Below are 19,436 nucleotides of genomic sequence, written 5' to 3'. Positions count from 1 at the left end.
CTGACGACGTATATCTTCAACCGCGTAGTTGATTTCAACTACACGAACAACCGGCAAAACGCCTCGGCTCAGTCCTCGTCCGTCACGTCCACCGTGTGCTCGCCGACCTTGAGATGCTGGCTGACGTTTTCATAGCTGTTGCCGCGCAGCACGACATCGCTGGCATTTTTCACGTTGACCGCAGCCAGCCCTTCGCGGTGATCGAGGTTTTTAAAGACATTGTCTTCGATCAGGATGTCCTGATTGTAGGGCACATCCATCAGTTTTTTCTGATTGGAAAAGACCGTGATGCTGCCGTCGTGCCCAGAGGCACCCGAGTGCTTGCGCACCCAGTTTGAGCCGTCGAAAGTGTTGCCGCGAATGATGACGTGCCGGGCGAACGGACCAGCATCCTGGCTGGTCGGCCCCAGTCCGATGTCGCTGTAGGCATTGTTGCGAAAGAGGTTGTTCTCGATCAGCGCGTTCTGCGTCATAAAGACGATACCCGTCCCGTAGTTGCCCTCCACCGTGCAGTTGCGGATGACAACATCGTCGAACTCGTACGAGGTGTTGGCCACGAAGTCCCCGACCGATACCTCCGGCAGCGCCGGATCGCTCAAGCGGATACGGTAGCGCTTGTCGCCCAGCGACTCCGCCGACGCGACCACACGCTCGTAAGGAACCTCGCCCACCTGGAATAGCAGAGTATTGCCGGACTCGAAAGTCATTCGCGGCCAGGGTACTTCGACGATAATCGCGCCATCGTCTTCGATCTCCACGATCTCGTTAAATGTTCCCCGGCTGACAATCGGGTCCCAGCGCACGCCCTTGACCTGCACCCCGTCCATCAGCAGACGACCCCGGTTGTTCGACAGGTGAAAGGCGTCGCGCGGGCCGACGGCGAGCGAGTTCCCCTCGGGAATCACTCGCACATCCTCCATGACGATATCCTTGTTGTAGCCCGCGAGCATGGCCGCTCCGAGCGTGTTAAAGATGTCGATGTTACGCAACGTGATGTTCTCGGAATACAGGATGAGGAAATTACGCTCGCTGCCATTGACGGTGAAGTGCCACGAAATCCCGTCGCCCACCGCCACGCGGTCCGAAAATCCAATCCCCTCGATCCGGTAGCGCACGCCTCCGGCCCCCTCGACGGGATGCCAGGTGTTGGCCATGCGCTTGCGGTCCAGCCCGATCGTCAGGGCCTCGACCTGAAGCAGGTCGCCCGTCTCCAGATCCCAGCTGTTGGCCGAGTAGCAGCGCATGCCGTCGAAGTGGGGCATACCGGGAAAAATATCCACCTCGACGGTGTCCTGCTCCCGGTCCACGGCCACCACCTTACCCGCGCTGGCAAAGCGCGGGTTGTAGTCGAGGACCAGATTTTCGACCATGATGTTTTCGCTGTTTTCGATCACGAAATGCCCGGCACCGAGCGTGTCATTGACCAGTTCGAGGTTGATCTCCAGCCGGGTGGCCGGAGCACCATCCTCCGCGACCTGCCCGCTCACGATCAGGTCGCGCCTATCCTCGATGCGGACCATCTCAGCCGGGGTCGATGCGGGTCGGAAATTATAAGTCCCTTCGGAAAAGACGAGCCGCACCGGCCCCGCCACCTCGGAGGAGGCCTTGAGTGCGGCGGCGATGGCGGCGCTGTCGTCCGCCCCATCGTTCGGAACGGCCCCGTAGTCATCGACACTCAAAACCGTGACCGAAGCCGGTTGCGCCTGCCCGGCGCACCCGATCCCAAAAGCGGCAGCGGCCAGCAGCACGCTCAGGCTCAACGGAAACTTCAGAAAACGTACGGATGATTTTTTCGGCATCGGGTCAACAACGGTAGGGTTAATAACAAGCGGTTTCAAACACCCCCATCCCATTTCCATGGACGGGAGTTAAAGGATAGAACGTACCCTACCGGGCTGCGCCAACATTGCAACACTTTTTGCTATTATTGAAATTTAATGAGTTTTTCTCCGCGCCAAAAACCCCCCAGAAATAAGCAAAACATGTCTCGGACCAAGCAGCAGCGCCACCTGTCCCTAAAGGAAGCATCGTTGTATAATAACGGCTTACAACAAAAACGCGAAGATATGCACTCTCCGCGTCCGTTGTATTGTCCCCTCTACGGCCAATCCTCTTACTCAGCCATGCAGCTCCTTGAGGATCTCCTCCTTGCACTGGATGAGCCGGGGAACGTACTTGCTGGCCGAGCTGGGCGAAACCTTGGGCGAACTGAAACCAATGGCAGCCTGAAACACATCGTCGATGCTGATGGCGAGCGTGTTGTCGTGGACGGCGTAGCCGCACTCGCGCACGCGGGCGAGCGTCTCCAGCAGATGCGGAAGCGAATCGTAAAAGGGGATTTCACGGCCCTCGTAGAGTTCGCTCACCTCCTCGTCCGATTGCAAGGCCAGGAGCGCCACTCCCAGTCCGGAGGTCGTCGCGGGCCAGACATCGAAGCTGCTGATGGCGCTGATCAATGGCTGGTCGGGCTCGGCGTGGTAGAGGTACGAGACCGAGCGATTCCACAGCAGGCCCATCGCGGTAATCATGTTCAAATCCTTGTGCAGCTTGGCCATCGGGCCGATGGCCTTGTAAAAGCCTGAGGCGTGCATAGTCTGCGTCGCCAGCACAGGAACGGCAGGGCCGGGCGCGTACTTGCGCTTCTCCGTCCAGCGCAGCATGCCGGAGGCCGACAGCGTGCGCAGGATGCGGTGCACACGGGTGGCTTCCATGCCGAGTTCCGAGGCCACCTGGGCCACGCCCACCGGGGTTGACCGGCTCAGGACTTCCTGCAGGCAGCGGATGCCGTCGATTAAGCTCTTGTTCGGTTGTTTGGGTAACGTTCCCATGAGTTAATAAATTCAGCTATAGCAAAAGAATAGTCGGTTCCAGTCTAAAACCATTCTTCCTGCCACTGCCTCCCCTTCAGCCGGAACCCGTTTTTTTGTTTCCGGATCTTTTTCACGTTTTTGGAAAAATACAGGATTCACCCGATGGGTAAAAGCCACGCTTTATGCGATGATAAGCACATACTTCACCCGCCCCTGTCATGAAAACCGCAACTCTCACCAATGATGCCGCCTTGCCGCTCGGCGAATCCAATCCGGATCGGCACAAGGAGTTTTCCCGACTGGCGGGCGATGTGATCAAGGACGCGCTCAGCCTCATCCACCTGCCCAATTACCCGGAGTCTTACGTGGAAGACCGCCTCAAGCGCCGGGCCGCCATGGTCCTCGCACTCCTCTCCACTTCCGAGCACGTGGCCGACGAGGATTTTCAGGAGTATGCCGAGGAGATGCTGACGATGACAATATTTTCGGAAATCATGGAGTTACAGGCATGATTTCCGGTAGCGAATAGAAACCTATTCAGGTATGCATATGCAGCCGTCCGGGTTACCGGGCGGCTGTTTTGTGTTCCGAGGGGACGAATTATTAATTCGCCGCGGATCCCCGGTCATTCCTTGCGGCGTACAATTCAGATATTCACAGAGTTATCCACCGGCTGATCCCTGTAACGGCCTTGCCTTTTGACCGAAAGGGAACAATTGTGAACATTTCCCTCTCACAAGTTTGTCCCGACAGGAAAAGCACGCCGCTTTCCCGCACATTTTACCACCCATTATGCCTGAGACCAGCCAGCCCGTCAGCGGCGAGGAGATCGTCGCCCGCGTCAAAGATGCCCGCCAACGCCTTTTCGAAGAACTCAACCGTACCGTCATCGGGCAGGAGGACGCCATCGAGCAAATCGTGATCAGCCTGCTCTCCGCCGGGCACGTTCTGCTCACCGGCGTCCCGGGCCTGGGTAAGACCCTGCTCGTGCGCAGCATCGCCGAGACCTTTTCGCTCAGCTTCAAGCGCATCCAGTTCACCCCCGACCTCATGCCCGCCGACATCTTCGGCACCGAGGTGGTCGAAGAAGACCCCGCCACCGGCAAGCGCAACTTCCGCTTCGTCCCCGGCCCGGTCTTCGCCAACATCCTGCTGGCCGACGAAATCAACCGCACCCCGCCAAAGACTCAAGCCGCCCTGCTCGAAGCGATGGAGGAGCGCCAAGTCACCGCTGCGGGACAAACTCACAAGCTTCAGCCCCCGTTTTTCGTCCTCGCCACTCAGAACCCAATCGAACTGGAGGGTACCTATCCGCTCCCCGAGGCGCAGCTTGACCGTTTTCTTCTAAACATCCGCATCGACTACCTGCCACTGGAAAAGGAAGTCGCTATGGTCGCCGCCACCACCGCCCCGCGCGGCAAAGGCCCGGCGGCAGTCTTCACGGCGGAGGAAATCCTTGAGCTGCAAAAGCTTGTCCGCTCCGTGCCCGTGGCCGAGGAAGTCGTCCGCTACGCCGTGCGCGTGACCGCCGCCACCCGCCCGAGCCATCCGGACTGCCTGCCCATCGCCCGCGAGAAAATCAAGTGGGGGGCCGGTTCCCGCGCCTCGCAGGCGCTCGTGCTCGCTGGCAAGGCCCGCGCGCTGCTCGATGGTCGCTACGCGGTTTCCATCGACGACATTCGCGCCCTGGCCTCGCCTGTTCTGCGCCACCGTCTCATCCCGAATTTCCACGCCGAGGCCGAGGGCGTCACCTCCGACCGTTTGATCGAGGACATCCTCGCCACCCTCAAGAGCTAGCACCGCGCGGCTGCCGCCCTTACCAAAAACGAACCCGGATGCGTCCTTTCTCCCACCGGCCCTAAGCCCTTCGGCCCGCTTCATGCCGCCCAGCGTTCACGACCTGCTCGATCCCGCCCACCTGGCACAGTTGGGCAACTACGCCCTGCTCTCGCGTACGGCGGTCGAGGGCTTTCTCTCCGGCATGCACCGCAGCCTTTTCCACGGCTTCGGGACGGAGTTCCTCCAGTACCGCGACTACACCCCCGGTGCGGATTTGAAGTACCTCGACTGGAAGCTGCTCGCCCGCACCGACCGGCTCTACACCAAGGTTTACCAGGAGGAGACAAACATGAACCTCCAGCTCGTCCTCGACACCTCGGCCTCGATGGACTACCGGGGGGAACGCGCCGCCTGCACGAAGCTTCACTACGCCTGCATGACCGCCGCCTGCCTCGCCTACATGGCCGTCCGCCAGGGCGACAACGTCGGCCTGTTCGCTTACGGAGACACCTTGCAGGAAGTCGTCCCGCCGGGCCACCGCACCGGCCAGCTCGACCGCGTCCTCCAGGCCCTCACCCGCCTGCGACCGGCTGGCCCCGCCGACCACGACGCTATGCTGCAAACTTTTGGTAATCAACTGCGCCAGCGTAGTATCGTCATTTACATTTCCGACATGCTGGAGGCCGAAAACCTCTTGCCCGAACACCTCAAACGGTTCCGCCTGCGACACTGCGACACACTCGCCGTCCAGGTGCTCGACTCCGACGAACTCGACCTGCCCATCGAGGGCGTGGCCCGTTTCCACGACATCGAGTCCGGGCGCGAAATCATTTCCTGGGCGGAAACCACCCGCGACGGCTACAAGTCACAAATGAGTGACTTCATGAACAAACTTCGGGACGGCTTCACGCGCTCGCAGGTGGACCTGCTGCGCCTGACCACGGACGAATCCCTCGGGTACGCGCTCGCCCGCTACCTGCATCACCGGGAGGCTCTGCGCTAAGGCATGCTCGGCTTCGGACAATCGCTGTTGCTCGTCGCGCTGGCCGGCCTCGCCCTGCCGTTGCTGGCCCATCTGGTCAATCGCGCCCGCGCCCGGCCCCTGCGCTTCCCCTCGGTCCGCTTCATCGGCCCCTCACAGCTTCCGCGCGACAAGCGTCGCAGCCTGCGTGACCTGCTCCTGCTCCTGTTGCGGCTGTTTTTCATAGCGCTTGCGGTGCTGGCGCTGGCCCAACCAGTCTGGACGCCCCCGGCGGATTCCCCGCTGGCCGCGACCGGGGAGGAGCGCACCGTCATCGTGCTCGATGCCTCGGCCAGCATGCACGGCTGGGGGAGCTGGGAAGAAGCCCAAAAGGCCGTCAAATCCCTCGCCGACACCGGCAACCCGACCGGACTGGTCATCTTTGACGACGAGGTGCTCGCCACCGTCCCCGTCGGCTCCCCCGCCCGGACACTGGAGCAGATCGTGGCCGACCTCCCGCCGGGCGAGCGAACCGGCAACCCGGCCCCGGCCATTGAGGCCGCCCTGCGCGAACTCGGCCCCGACGGCCCCCGCAAGCTTATCCTGATCAGCGACTTCCAGCAAAGCACCTGGCAGAGCCCGGCCTGGCCCCGGCTCGACGAGGGGGTCGAAGTCGAAGCCATCCAGGTGGGCGACTTCAACCGGCCCAACCTCGCCATTCTCGACGCCCGCGCTTACCCCGCCCCCGGCGGACGCCTGCGTGTGATGGCCCGCGTCCGCAATGACGCCGAAACCGGACAGAATGTCACTATTGGGTTACTCCACGACGGTAAGACGGATTCGCAAGCCCTTTCCTTTGCCCCCGGCCAGACGCAGACCGTGGCCTTTTTAATCGATCAGCCCGAGGACCAGTCGGGCGAAATCACCCTGCCCGACGACGCCTACGCCGGGGACAACCGCTTCGCCGTCTGGCTCGGCGCGCCCGCCCCCGCACAGGTCGTAGCCCTGTTGCCCGGCCCCCAGGAGCAGGAGAAACTGGAGGAGGTGGCCTTTGTCCAGAAGGCGCTCAGCGCCAGCGGCGAGAACATGCCCCCTGCCTTCACCGTCAACGGCGCGGCCCCGGACTTTAATTTCTCGGCCGTGGCCGACCTGATCGACGTGCTCTACCTGCCCGCCACCACCGCTTACCTCGACGAGGTGCAGCTCGAACTGCTCCGTGACTACGTGGCCGGGGGCGGCGTGGCGCTCATCACGCCGGGGCAAGCTGCTTCCCGGCAGTTCCGGCTCCTGCGCGAGTCCGGGCTGACGAAGACGGCTTTTCTCGGCGTACCGGGCCGTAATCGCGACCAGCGCGACCCCTTCCGCATCGCCACGCTTGAGCCCGGCAGCCCGCTGGCGGAGGTTTTTACCGGCGACTCCGCCCGCGACCTTTATCTGGCCGAGATTTACCAGTACGTGAAACTCCAGCCCGACGCCAACGCCACCGTCCTGCTGGCCACCGAAGGCGGCGACCCGCTGCTGCTGCGCGAGACCTACGGCAAGGGTGAGCTGCTGATCAGCGCCCTGAGCCTGGACGCCCGCTGGAGCGACCTGCCCCTGCGCAACGCCTTCCTGCCCGTGCTGCGGGAGACGCTGGCCCAGGCCGTCAAGGCCGACGACACCGTGATCCGCCTCACCGTGGACGAGCCGCTGCCCGCCGATTTCCCGCTCCCGCCCGGAGCCGTCGCCCCCGTCGTCAGCGCCGAGCCGGGCGTGACCGCACTCGGGCCGCACATGATCCAGGTCAACGTCGCCCGCAGCGAGTCGATCAACCAGTCCACCATGCTCAGCGATGTCCGCGCCCTCATGAGCAGTCCCGCCGCCAACGCCAGTCCTTCCGCCGCCGCACCCGCAGGTGAGGGCGTAGCCGGGCGGATTTCTCTCTGGCCGTGGCTGGCTGCCGGGGCGCTCCTGTGCCTGTTGGCAGAGCTACTGCTGGCCGCGCCGCGCCGACGACGCCCCCAGGGAAAGGCCGCCCATGCCTGAGTTTTACCACAAGCTACAATTCCAGCGCAAAATGCTGCTGGTGCTCATGCTGGTGCTGTTCGTGTTCAGCCTGCTGGGCGCTTTCAGCCTGGCCGTGCTCGCCGGGTCGGGGCTGGATGTGTACGCCGCCCCCTGGCAGGAGCGTACCGCGTGGCTCTTTTTCAACGTGCTCACGCTGGTGGCAGGCGTGACATTCGTGGGGGGCATCCTTGTCATCCTGCGCCGCCGACCGACGGTTGCCATGCTGGCCCGGCTGGTCGAGCGCCGTCACCCCGAGTTGCGGGAAAACCTCACCACCGCCGTCGAAATCCTGGAACGGGGTGCGCCCTTTAACCCGCTGGAGGAGGCCCTTATCCGTCAGGTCGAGCGCGATACGGAGGCCATTGTTTTCCGGACCGCCACCCTGCCCCGGCGGCTGCACCCGCTGGCGGCGGTCTTTATCGTGATCGCGGCTTTTATGCTGTTTCAGGCCAGCCAGCAGAGCAGCCTCTACAGCAAAGCCAGCTACCACCAGCGCGACCGGCTCAGCGGCCAGCCCACCGGTCTCCTCGTCGAGCCCGGCGACGCCGAAGCCCCGCGCGGCTCGGATCTCACCATCACCGCGAAAATCAACCGCTGGGAGCGCGATCCGCACATTGTTTTACGCGAAAACGGCCGCGACGTACGCTACCCGATGATGCTCGACGAGCAGGGCAACGGGCAGTTCACGCTCTTTGACTTGCAGGAAGACACGGCCTACCGGGTCGAGACCTCCTCGCTGCGCTCGCCCGCCTACACGGTGACGGTTTACGACCCGCCCCGGCTCGAAGCGGTCAAAATCCACCTCGAACCGCCCGCCTACACCCGGCGCGAGACGCTGGAGTTCTCGAAGCTGCTGGACCTGTTCCCGGTCGAGGGAACCGCCGTCACACTCACCGTCGAGACCACTCCACGCACCCGCACCTCCTTGCGCCTGGGCGAGGAAACCCTCCCCTTCGAGGGCAGCATCAGCTTTACCGCGACCAAAGACACCGACTACCAGCTCACCCTGGTCAACGTCGAGGACCGCAAGGCCGTCACCGAGACTTATCAGATCGACGTGACCCCGGACGAGCCGCCCGTGGCCGACGTGGTGGACCCGGCACAGGACACCACCGCCCAGCCCGACAACATCCTCCCGCTGGAACTGTACGCGGCGGACGATTTCGGCATCGCCCGGGTCGAGCTGCACGTTTCCGTCTCGGGCCTGCCCCGCCGCCCCCGCGAGGTATTCACCGCCCGGGGACAAGGCGAGCCGCTGCTGGAGCGAAACTTCCTCACCCAGCTCGATATCCCGCAGTTCGGGGTCGAGCACGGGGACGTGGTCTCGTACTACTTTACCGTGACCGATAACCGCGAACCGGTCCCGAACGTCACCCAGAGCGACCTGTACTTCGTCGAGGTGCTCAAGGACCTCGACCGCCCCGAGCCCGAGTCCGGCGACGCCCAGGGCGGCGATGAGACCAAAAAGAAAGAAATCGACCTGCGCGCGCTCATCGTGGAGTTGAAGCGCGTCATCCGCCAGACCTACCGCACCGGCCTGCTCGACGGCGAAGCCCGCACGCAGGCCCGGCAGGAGCTCGGGGCCGACCTGAACAAGGTCCAGACCGAATCACGCAACCTGCTGGCCGATATCGGCCAACTGCTCATGCAGGTCGAGGGAGGCGAATTTTTCCTGATGATGAACAATGCGCTCAAGCGCCTGGCCGAGGCCGAGGAGGAGATCAACGCCGACCGACTGACCGCCTCCATTCCCTTTCAGGAGGAGGCCCTGAGCAACCTCGTGCAGCTTGAGAGCTTTCTCAAGGCCACCATGCCGCCCTCCGGTGGCGGCGGGCAGGGCAGCCCCTCCGAGCAGCCCAACGCCCAGTCCGAGGGCGAACCCAAGGACGGCGAGGGTGAGAACGCCATGAGCATGCAGCAGATGCGCGAGCTGATGGACAAGCTCAACCGCCTGGCCGAGGACCAGTCCGCACAGAACCAGCGTTACGAGCGGGCCGAGCGATTCAGCCCCGGCGAAAGCGAACGCACCCAGCTCAGCCAGGCCCAGCAGAAGCTCGGTCAGGAGGCCCGCGAAGCCGCCGATTCCCTCATCGGCGAGGCCGACATGGCCGAGATCCGGCATGAAATTTCCGAGGCCGTGCGCACCATGCAGGCTGCTTCCGGTGCGATGGAAGGCGGCGAAGCCGCCCAGGCCGCCAAAGCCGGAGCCCGTGCCAGCGAGTCCCTGCTCAACGCCGCCGGTATGCTCGACGAACAAGTCCGCCAAGCCGCCGCCGGAGCGATGGGGCAGCTTGCCGCGCAAGCCGAGAGTCTGGCCGGACGCCAGGCCGGGGCTTCACAGGCAAGCGGCGAAGCCGAGGCCGCCGGGGGCGAAGGCGAGGCCAAAGGCGCACTGCGCGAGGAACAACTCGCACTCAACGAGGAGTACGCCCGGCTCATGGCCGAGGTCCAGCGCCAGGCCGTCGAGATGAGCGATGCCTTTCCCCAGGCCGGGGAGCAACTTGCCCGCGCCAGCCGCGAGGCCACCCAGGCCCGCACCGACGCCACCATGCAGCGTTCCGCCAACGCCCTGCTCTATGGACGCTACGGCAAGGCGGGCGAGCTCCAAGGCGACGCCGCCGAGGGCCTGGAAGCCTTTGCCGAGGGGCTGCGCAACGCCCGCGACCAGGTCCCCGCCATGTCCGCCGCCAGCCTCCAAAAGCTGATGGACCGCGTGGCCAAAGAGCAACAGCGCCTGACTCAGGGTGAGCAAAAAGGCGGTAGCCCCGGCGAGGGCAAGTCCGGTGAAAGCGAATCGGGCCAACCGCAAGCCGGCAAGCTCGGAACCGACCTCCAGCAGGCGGGCAAGATTCTCAAAAACGACCAGTTGACCGAGCTGGGCGAGCGCATGTCCGCCCCCACCGGCGGTGGCGAAGGCTCCAGCGAGGGCGCTCCCGGCGAAGCCGCCGCCCTGCTCAATCAGGCCCAGACGATCCTCCAGCAGTACCTGCGCCAGCAGTTGATCGAGGAGCGCGTCAACTACAAGCGCCAGTCGGCCCCACCACCGGACAAGTACCGCTCGCTGGTCGAGGAATATTTTAAAAACCTGGCTGAAGAACCCTGATGCATTTCGACTCTCCCCTCCCGCCGCTGGCCGTCCTCGTGGCCACCGTGCTCCTGATCGCCGCCCTCATCCGGCTGGCGCGGGCGCAGCGTGGCGAGTTGCCGCACGGACTGGGGTGGGCCAGCCTCCTGCTGCGGCTTGCCGCCGTGGTGATGGCCGCGTTGCTGGCGCTCAACCCGTATTGGGTCCGCCATGCTCCCGACGCGGACGGCTTCCGGCTCGCCCTGCTGGCGGACGCCTCCGGCAGCATGCACGCCCGCGATCTCGACGGGCAGGCGCGGATCGACTTCGCCGCCGCGCAGGTGGCCACCGATTCACCGGATAATTTAATGAGCCGCCTCCAGCGGCGCTATCACCAACTCGACGCCTACGCCTTCAGCGACCGGCTCCTGCCCCTGCCGCCCGCCGGGCTCACCCTCGAAAGCGGCCAGACCGCCATCGGCTCCAGCCTGGAGGAAGTCCTGGCCCGCGATTCGGCCCAGGGGCCGCTGGGTGGGCTGGTCCTGCTCAGCGATGGGATTTCCCTGCAAGGCATGCCGCTGATGGACGCCGCGCTGGCCCTGCGTGACGCCGGAGCGCCGGTCACCGTGATCGGGGTGGGCGATGAAAACCGCGGCGGCGACGCCTCGGTGGAGCTTTCCGTTCGCACCGCCGAACCCCTCGTGGGCGAGCCGCTGGAGTTGGAAGCCGCCGTCACCGGCACCTTTTCCCAAACAGTCACGGCCACGGTCGAAATCGCCGACGGTGAGACCGTGCTCATCCGGCAGGAAGTCACGCTCAAGCCCGGCGAAACCGTCCACGTCCCGGCCACCACCGTGCCCGAGCGCTCCGGCTTCCACAACTACCGCGCCCGGCTGGCCGACCCCGTCCCCGACGACCGCAACCAGAGCAACGACCTCGCCTTTGCCGCCGCCGACGTGGCCGAACCGCGCGTGATGAAGGCGCTCTACCTCAGCAGCCACCTCAACGACACCTACCGCTTCCTGCGCGAGACGCTCCGGCAAGACCCCGACTGGGACCTGCGAGCCGTCATCCGCATCAGCGACGAACGCTTCGCCTATCTCGGGTTCGAGGACAAGCCGCAGGACGAAAACGCGGGCTTCTCCGCCGTGCGGGAGCGCCTTGTAGAGCACAGCGCGCTCATCGTCGAGACCGCCGCCGTGGCCGAGATGGACCAGGACGAGCGTCAGGCCCTCCTCGATTTCCTCACCCTGCGCGGCGGGGGTGTGGTCTTTTTCGGCCCGCCGGAAAACCTCCCCGCCGACCTGCGCTACCTGCTCCCGGTCCGCCAGAGCGAAACGCTTGCGCGCCCGAAACAAACCCCGCTGGAGTTAACCCCCGACCCGGTTTTCACCGCGCTGGCCGGAGGATCGCTCTTCCGCCCGCCGCCGCTTTTCCTGCCCGAGGGCCGCACGGCCTTTGTCGCGACGGAGCTTTCCCGGGGGGCGCGCACCGTGCTGGCCATCCGCCAGAACGCCCTGCCCCTGCTCAGCGTCCACGCCTATGGCGCAGGCCGCGTGGCCTACCTCGGCACCGCCGCCACCTGGCGCTGGCGCATGAGCAGCGAGCACGGCCAGCGCCAGCACGAGCTTTTCTGGCGCTACCTGCTGGGCTGGCTCGGTAGCGGCGGCAAACCCCGGCTGGAAATGCCCCTTCAGGGAACCATCGTCGCAGTGGACGAGCCCGTCGCCCTTGATGTGGACGTGCGCGGGCCGGACTTCCGCCCGGCCGAAGACGCCCGCGTGAGTGCCATTCTCACCCCTGACGGCGGCGAGCCCGGCCCGCCCGTCAACCTCGTCCCCGACCCCGCCCGACCCGGTCGCTATCAGGGAACGGCTGCGCTTGAGCAGCCCGGCGAAGCCCGCGTCGAATACCGGGTCAGCTTCCCCGACGGCGAGGAACTGCGCCAGGAAGCGTGGTTCGCCGGTGCCCATCTGGGCCGCGAAAACGCTGATCTTGCCTTCCGCGAACGCGAACTGCGCGACCTCGCCCGCGTCTCCGGCGGCGAGTACGTAAGCTGGCGCGACGTGGACAAGCTCGACCAAATCCCCCTCCGGGCCGATGTGCCGATGCGCGAATCCCGCGTCCACTGGACCCGCAACCTGCCCTTTGCCCTCCTCCTCGTGCTCGCCGCCGGGATCGAATGGATCCTGCGCCGCCGGGCCGGCCTGACCTGATGTTTACCCGCGCCTCCATCAAAAGACTTCTCGCCGTGACCGCGCTGGCCGTCGCCGCACTTCCGCTGTGCGCCCAGACCGGCGGGGGCCGCAATAACCTCCCGCGCAACCTTTTCCCGCCCAGCCTCCTGCCCCCGCCCAAGCTCAGCGCCGAGGAGCAGGCCACCATCGACCGCGCCCTGGCCGATCTGCACTCGGGCAACAGCGAGTTCCGCGCCGGGGCCGTCATGCTGCTGGGCAAGTACCCCGTCGCCCAAGCCCAGAAGGCCGTCATCGCGGCCCTCGGCGATGACTCCGTGCGCGTGCGCCGCGCCGCGCTGGTCTCCGTTATGGAGTGGAACCGCGGGGCCCCGGCCGAAGCCGTCGTGCCCGTGCTGCGGACCATCGGCGACGAGGACGTGGAACTGCGACGCACCGCCTCCGCCGCCATCCCCGCCATGATGGATGTCAAACGCGCCACCGAAGTCCTGCAGCCGGGCACGCAGTTCGCCGTCCCCGCAGATGTCCAGCAAACCCTGATGGACGCCTATCTGGACGAAGATGTCATCGTCCGCCGTAACCTTTTAACCAACTACTATTACCTCAACCTGCCCGTCTCCGGGGACACCTTCCTCGCGCTCATGAGCGACGAGGACGCGCAGGTCCGGCTCGAAGCCGTCGGCCTGGCCGCCCGCTTCGCCGAGCCAGCGTCCTTTAACCGCGAAGCCCGACGCTGGATCGAGAACGGCAGCCGTATCGAACGCCTGCGTCTGACCCGTGAACTGGCCCTCAAGCCCGACGCCGCGCAGCTTGAGCTGCTGCGCCTGCTCAGCCAGGACGAGGATGACGAAATCGCCGCCGAGGCCCTTCTCGGGCGCTTCCGCTCGCAGGGCGCGGACGCGGTTTTTGACGAGCTTAACTCTCGCCTCCAGGCAAAACGCCTCAAGCAGGAACAGGCTCTGCGCTTCCTCCAGCTCCTGCGCCAGCACCCCTCGCGGACCCCCGCCCACATCACCACCCTGACCCAGCTCGACGACCCCATCCTGCGCCGCGAGGCCGTGGACCTGTTTTTCGACCTGGGCTACGCCCGAGACAATCCCGAGCAGGGGGTGCAGTTCCTGGCCGACCCCTCGCCGGAGGTCCGCGCCGCCGCCCTGCGCAACTACGAGCGCCAGGGCGCAAATGCCTCCCCCGAACTGCTCGACACCATGCTCGCGAGCCCCTACCCCGACGTGCGCCAGACCCTGGTCTTTATGACCGGCACCATGCAGGACAAAGAAGCCGTCGAGGCCATCCTGTTCGACCTGCTCCTGGACGAGGAAATCGCCATCCGCCAGCAAAGCCTGCAAGAAATCGCCAAGCGCCGCCTCGACGGCTGGGAGGACATCCTGACCGCTTCGTTGGAGGACGAAGACCCCTTCATTCAGCGCAACGCCGCCGACCTCATCATCCGCACGCAGATGCCCGGCGGCCCCAGCGCGCTCCGCCAGTACATCCAGCATCATCCCAAGTCCCCGCTGACGCCGCTCATTCAGATCTATCTCGATAAATCCGCCGCCGGGCAATCCAAGGAGACCCCCTGAGCATGAACAACGCCTTTACCTGGCTGGCTGTAGCCGCCGCTCTCCTTCTCGCCGCCCCCCACTCCGGTGCGCAGGGTGCGCCTGCCGCGCCCGCGCCCCCCGCACAGGCCAAGGCCTCCGCCGTGTCCGCCGCCCCCACTCCGGCCCCCGACGCCAACACCGCCAGCCAACCCGCTTCTGCCGCCGCCCCGGCAAACCTCCTCGCGCCCGAGCCTACCCAGGTCATCCAGCTCGTCCAGGGCAACGTCCTGCGCCGCAACTACCCCGACGGCCTCACCGCCCTGCTGGCCGAGCTGAACAAGGAAACCACCCTTCCGCTCGACCCCGACCCGCTCTACATCGAGACCTTTGACGACCCGCGAATTTTCGAGCACCCGTTTATTTACGTCAACTACGCCGACCGCAGCGACTGGACCCTCTCCGAGGCCGAAAAGGAAGCCCTCCGCGCCTACCTCGACCGGGGCGGGTTCATCTACATCGACGCGGGTATCACCCCGTCGTTTCTGCGCGACAGCGCCCAGTACGGCCAATCGCACAGCTTCGCCGAGTGGCGCGTCACCCCGGAGCTGGAGGAGGCGTTTTCCTCAATCTACCCCGACAAGGCGTTTCTGCCGCTGCCACGTTCGCACCCCCTGTTCCGGGCCTTCTACTCGGGGCTGCCCGACGCCTCCGTCCTGCCCGACACGGTGCGCGACTACGTCGTCAACGAGAAGTGGCCGCAGGGCACCTACGCCGCCATGGGCTTGACCGTCAACGGTCGGCTCGCTGTCCTCGCCATGCCCATCCTTGCCATGGGCTGGGGTAAAAACGACTTCGGCCAGTGGACGACCTTCATCGGCTTCCGCATCCGCGAGGGGGCCGAGGGCCTCTCCGAACGCCTCTCCGAGGCCGCCTACACCGGCACCAGCTACGAAGTCACCCGCGAAGACGGCCGCAAGGACCAGATCTTTACCCAGGAGGAGGCCATGCCCGCCTGGGTCCACGAGCCCGACGGCGACTGGCGCGTCTTCCGCTACTACTACACGCAGGAGATCAGCGACTACGCGCACAGCTTTTACACCCAGCTCGGCGTCAACATTTTCGTCTACGCCTACACCCAGTAGCCGACACAGCCTGCTTTCCCGCTTGCCCGCCCGGCCCGGCCCGGTAAAGCTGGCGCGATAGTGAATCGCGTGCGGGCAGCCCTTCTTTTGACCGCGCTGGCCCTGCTCGGCGGGACCGGCCTGCGCGCCCAGCTCGTCACACGTCAGCAGGGGCTCGAAGCGACGCTTCAGGAGGCTGTCACCGCCTTTGAGCAGGCCGACTACGCCCGCGCCGCCAACGGCTTTTCCGCCCTCGCCCAAACCTACGCTGATGAGCCCGCCTACCGGAAAATCGAGCAAAGGCTCCTCCCGGTCTGGGCCCACGCCGCCCGCATGAACGGCGACCCCGCCCGCGCCGCCGAACTGTACGAAACCTTTTTGGAAACATATCCCGGCGACGACGCGCAGGCCTCCTTTGTCCTCTTCGGGCTGGCGCAAGCCTGTCAGGAACTGGGCGAAAACACCCGCGCCGCTGACGCCTACCGCCGCTACCGCGAGCGCTTCCCCGACCGCCCCGAGGCCCTCCTTAGCGTCCTGCGCGAGGCCGACCTCGCCTTTGCCACCGGGGACACCCAGACCGGCCTCGACAGCCTGCTGGCCTTTGCCGCCAGCCCCCGCGTCCCGCCGACCCTCCGCGCCCAGGCCCGGCTTCGCGCCGTGCAGGCCGCTCAGGCTTACGGCCACGACGAACGCGCCGCCGACATTCTCCTCAGTGAACCGTGGGCCATCACCACCATGCCCGAGCTGGCCGTCCTCGCCTACGCCGGGCTGCGCGCCGGAGACTATCTTTCCCGAACAGGACGCACCACCGACGCCATTCTCGCCTACCGCAACGTCCCCCCGCGCGCCCAGTTGATCGAACTCCAGCGCGCCCGCCTCGTCCAACTCGAACAGATCCGCGAGGAGCGTACTCGCCGCAACCCGCAGGGAATTCAGAACGCCGCCTTTTGGGAGGAATACTTCGGCGGGCTGATTGAAAAAGTCCGCGCCGAACTGGCCGAGCTCGAACGCTCGCAGGACTATACCCCCGCCTGGCAATTGCGCCTCGGCGAAGCCTTCCTGCGTGACAATCGCAGCCGCGAAGCCGGGCTGATTTTCGGAGCAATGGCTGCCGATATTTCACTGCCCGACACCCTTCGCGCCCAGGCCCACTACCGCTGGATTCTCTGCGCTCAGGCCCGCCAGGACTGGCCGCTGGCACTGCGCCGGGCAGACGCCTTTCTCCTGGCCTACCCCGGCGACCCGCTCGCCCCCGCGACGCTCTATCTCTGCGCCGAGGCCCTCCTGCAAAGCGATGACACCCCGGCGGCCATCACCGCGCTCGACCGCCTTATCTCCCAATACCCCGACGACGAACGCCAGCCGCACTGGCGCTTCCGCCGGGGCTACGCCAAGGTACTGGCCCAAGATTACACCGGAGCGCGGGAGGATTTCTCCTCCGTCATCGCGGACCATTCAGAAGGCACGCTCTCCGAACGCGCCCGTCTATGGACAGGTATGTCATGGTTTTTTGAATACAATTACCTGGCCGCACTGGCGGAGTTTGATAATCTGCTGGCTTCATCTCCCATTCCATTTCTTCGAAGCGAGGCCGCCTACCGTCGCGCCGCCACCCTGTATTCGATGCGCAACTACACGGAGGCCAAGGCAGCGCTCGAATCCTTCCTCGAAGACCACCCCGCCGATCCGCACGCCGCCGCCGTCCGCGTCCTGCTCGGCGACACCCTGATGGGCTTGGGCGACCTCGACGCGGCGGTCGCCCAGTTCGCCACCCTCACGCCGGAAGACGGCGCACTCTACAGCTACGCCACCTTCCAAGCCGGAAAGATCTATCGCGTATCAGAAAATTATGACAAGCTGATTTCACATTTTAAAAACTACGCGAACGAAGCCCGGCAAGCCCAACTTCCCCGCCTGGCCGAAGCCCTCTACTGGATCGGCTGGGCCAAGGCCCGCCAGGGCGACCCGGCGGCGGGTTTCCCGCAGTTCATATCGGCGCTGGAGCGCACCGGCGACGACCCGGCAGCCGGAGAAATCGCCCCGCTGCTTCAAGCGCTGGAGAGCCTGTATGTAAGCGCAAAGCAGGGCGACATCGATCTTGGCCTCGCCCCGGATGCCCAAACCCGCTCCCTGCTCGCAAGCCCCACTTTCGCTCAATGGCTGGAGGATGAGCGCAACGCCGCCCTTGACAGCCAAGAACTGACACGCGCTTCCCGACTGGCGCTTTACCTTGCGAGCCTCAGTCGCCGCGAAGGCCGCGCCGACCGGGCCGACGCGCTGCTCTTCCAGACTGTCGAGCAAGTCCCCATCGACCACCTCGACGCCGAAGGCCTTTCTACGCTCGGAGCCCTGCTGGCCGAGTTCAACAGTCCGGATGCGCAGGACTACTTCACCCACCAATTGAAAGCCTATCCGCGTAGCGAGCGCAACGGCACCGCACTTCTCGGGCTGGCCCGTTTGGCTGCCCGCTCCGGCGACAATAGCGCCGCTGATAAATGGCTTCGCCGCTTCGAAGCCGAAACCCCTTTCTCACCGGAAGCTCCACAAGCCGCCCTCCTGCACGCTCGCGTGCTGGCTGACATGGGCAAGCCGGACGCCGCGCAATACGTATTGGAAAAACAACTACAATCTCCCGCCGGGCGTGGCCGGCCCCACGCCGAAGCCCTGCTCACGCTGGCCGACATCGCCCGTCAACAAGGAAACCATACCCACGCCATTCCCTACTATCAGCGAGTTTACACCCTGTACCGCGCCTACCCGGACCTGCTGGCCCGCGCCTACTGGCAGAGTGCTCTGGCCTTCCAGGCCATCGGCGACAACGGGGCCGCCCTCCGCACGCTGGAGGAAATGACCAGCGACGCTCGCCTATCCGAAGCACCGGAATACACCCAAGCTCGCGAACTGATAGAGCAACTTCGTCAGTCCGTATCCAATAATGGATACACAACTATCGAAGATGACTCGCCACAAACGGAGGCCACGCCGTGAGAAAACTCCTTGCTCTCTTTTTTGCCTGGACAGCCGCTTCGCTCGTGCCCGCGCAAACGACGAACGATATGGCAACGCTCAGCGATCTGTCCGGCACACAGGTACTTGTCCTTCGCACCGGGCAGGTTTACGAGGGCCGGGCTGCGGGAGTAAAGGAGGGCTCGCTCACGTTTATCCGGACCCACGCGGGTGGGCAGGCCGAGTACACCTTTACGTCGGACGAAGTCGAGCGGATCGACTTCCCCGGAGGCGAGAGTAAGCTCGCCGCCGAGGAGCTCTTAGCCACCGGGCGCACGGCCGAGGCGCTGCCCATCCTGGAGGCGCTCTACCGCCAGCGCGGGGCGTACCTGGGCTTTCTCTCAGAGAAAGATCGGGCCTATTTTATTACTTTAGTCGAAACAGCGAGGGAGGCGGGCGACCCGTACTTATCGGTCGGCGTGGCCAAGGCATTGCTTGAATATACCTCCGCGCCCGAAGTCCGGAACCGCTTGGACGACCTTGTATTGCTCGGCCACTACAACCTTCCCCTCAAGGACGACACACGGGCGCTTGCGGAAACCTGGACCACCGCCCGCCCCCTTTACGGCGACTCCGCGCTGGGCTGGTACATCCTCGCCCGCCTCGACTACGACGCGGGCGAATACGAATCCGCCCTAACCCGCGCCCTCACGCCCGTCACCTTTTCCAGCCAGTACCCGATGGCCTACCTGTCACACTGCTACGCAGTGGCGATACTCTCCGCGCAGGCCCTCGGAGAAGAGGCCGAGGCCCGCGCCCTGGCGGGCGAGATGCTGGCCCGTCATCTGGGCTGGCCCCAGGACGAAGGACTTGCCAAGCTGGAACCCGTTTACCGCGAACTTTCCGCACCTGCTGTCCCCAAGGACCGCGAAACTGATTCCAAACGCTGATTCGCATTTGACCTTTTCTT

12 protein-coding genes are annotated in these 19,436 nt (G+C 65.0%); 10 read left to right on the top strand and 2 right to left on the bottom strand.

Features of this window, described 5'->3' with window-relative positions; genetic code table 11:
- Window positions 1–68: 68 nt before the first annotated feature.
- Window positions 69–1,799, bottom strand: coding sequence for a right-handed parallel beta-helix repeat-containing protein (locus H5P28_RS14985; protein ID WP_185676521.1), 1,731 nt, complete (start codon window positions 1,797–1,799; stop codon window positions 69–71).
- Window positions 1,800–2,117: 318 nt separating this feature from the next.
- Complete coding sequence (locus tag H5P28_RS14980) at window positions 2,118–2,828, bottom strand: IclR family transcriptional regulator (protein WP_185676520.1); 711 nt, start codon at window positions 2,826–2,828, stop codon at window positions 2,118–2,120.
- A gap of 200 nt (window positions 2,829–3,028) precedes the next feature.
- On the opposite strand from H5P28_RS14980, the gene H5P28_RS14975 reads away from it, so the two are divergent.
- The 10 genes from H5P28_RS14975 to H5P28_RS14930 all read left to right on the top strand — a co-directional run bounded on the left by H5P28_RS14975 (window position 3,029) and on the right by H5P28_RS14930 (window position 19,416).
- Window positions 3,029–3,322, top strand: coding sequence for a hypothetical protein (locus H5P28_RS14975; RefSeq protein ID WP_185676519.1), 294 nt, complete (start codon window positions 3,029–3,031; stop codon window positions 3,320–3,322).
- 280 nt (window positions 3,323–3,602) lie between these two features.
- Entirely contained in the window at window positions 3,603–4,607 is a 1,005-nt protein-coding gene (locus tag H5P28_RS14970; RefSeq protein ID WP_185676518.1) for an AAA family ATPase, read from the top strand.
- 82 nt (window positions 4,608–4,689) lie between these two features.
- Entirely contained in the window at window positions 4,690–5,592 is a 903-nt protein-coding gene (locus H5P28_RS14965; RefSeq protein WP_185676517.1) for a DUF58 domain-containing protein, read from the top strand.
- Window positions 5,593–5,595: 3 nt separating this feature from the next.
- Window positions 5,596–7,575, top strand: coding sequence for a vWA domain-containing protein (locus H5P28_RS14960; RefSeq protein ID WP_185676516.1), 1,980 nt, complete (start codon window positions 5,596–5,598; stop codon window positions 7,573–7,575).
- Window positions 7,568–10,699 (top strand): hypothetical protein, encoded by a 3,132-nt coding sequence (locus H5P28_RS14955; RefSeq protein WP_185676515.1) that lies wholly within the window; start codon window positions 7,568–7,570, stop codon window positions 10,697–10,699. The genes H5P28_RS14960 and H5P28_RS14955 overlap by 8 nt, the downstream gene beginning before the upstream one ends.
- On the top strand, window positions 10,699–12,876 hold the full coding sequence (locus tag H5P28_RS14950; protein ID WP_185676514.1) for a vWA domain-containing protein: 2,178 nt from the start codon (window positions 10,699–10,701) through the stop codon (window positions 12,874–12,876). The genes H5P28_RS14955 and H5P28_RS14950 overlap by 1 nt, the downstream gene beginning before the upstream one ends.
- Window positions 12,876–14,438 carry a HEAT repeat domain-containing protein gene (locus tag H5P28_RS14945; protein WP_185676513.1) on the top strand — a complete coding sequence of 521 codons (1,563 nt, stop codon included), beginning with the start codon at window positions 12,876–12,878 and terminating at the stop codon, window positions 14,436–14,438. The genes H5P28_RS14950 and H5P28_RS14945 overlap by 1 nt, the downstream gene beginning before the upstream one ends.
- A gap of 2 nt (window positions 14,439–14,440) precedes the next feature.
- A complete protein-coding gene (locus H5P28_RS14940; protein WP_185676512.1) occupies window positions 14,441–15,541 on the top strand; it encodes a DUF4159 domain-containing protein in 1,101 nt (366 codons plus the stop codon).
- Between the two features lie 69 nt (window positions 15,542–15,610).
- Window positions 15,611–18,508, top strand: coding sequence for a tetratricopeptide repeat protein (locus H5P28_RS14935; protein ID WP_185676511.1), 2,898 nt, complete (start codon window positions 15,611–15,613; stop codon window positions 18,506–18,508).
- Window positions 18,505–19,416 (top strand): hypothetical protein, encoded by a 912-nt coding sequence (locus H5P28_RS14930; RefSeq protein ID WP_185676510.1) that lies wholly within the window; start codon window positions 18,505–18,507, stop codon window positions 19,414–19,416. The genes H5P28_RS14935 and H5P28_RS14930 overlap by 4 nt, the downstream gene beginning before the upstream one ends.
- The last annotated feature ends 20 nt before the right edge of the window (window positions 19,417–19,436 follow it).

It is taken from the genome of Ruficoccus amylovorans (genome assembly GCF_014230085.1).
Lineage (GTDB): Bacteria > Verrucomicrobiota > Verrucomicrobiia > Opitutales > Cerasicoccaceae > Ruficoccus > Ruficoccus amylovorans.
Note: the sequence above shows the minus strand (reverse complement) of the source record. Positions and strands in the feature narration are given on the sequence as shown.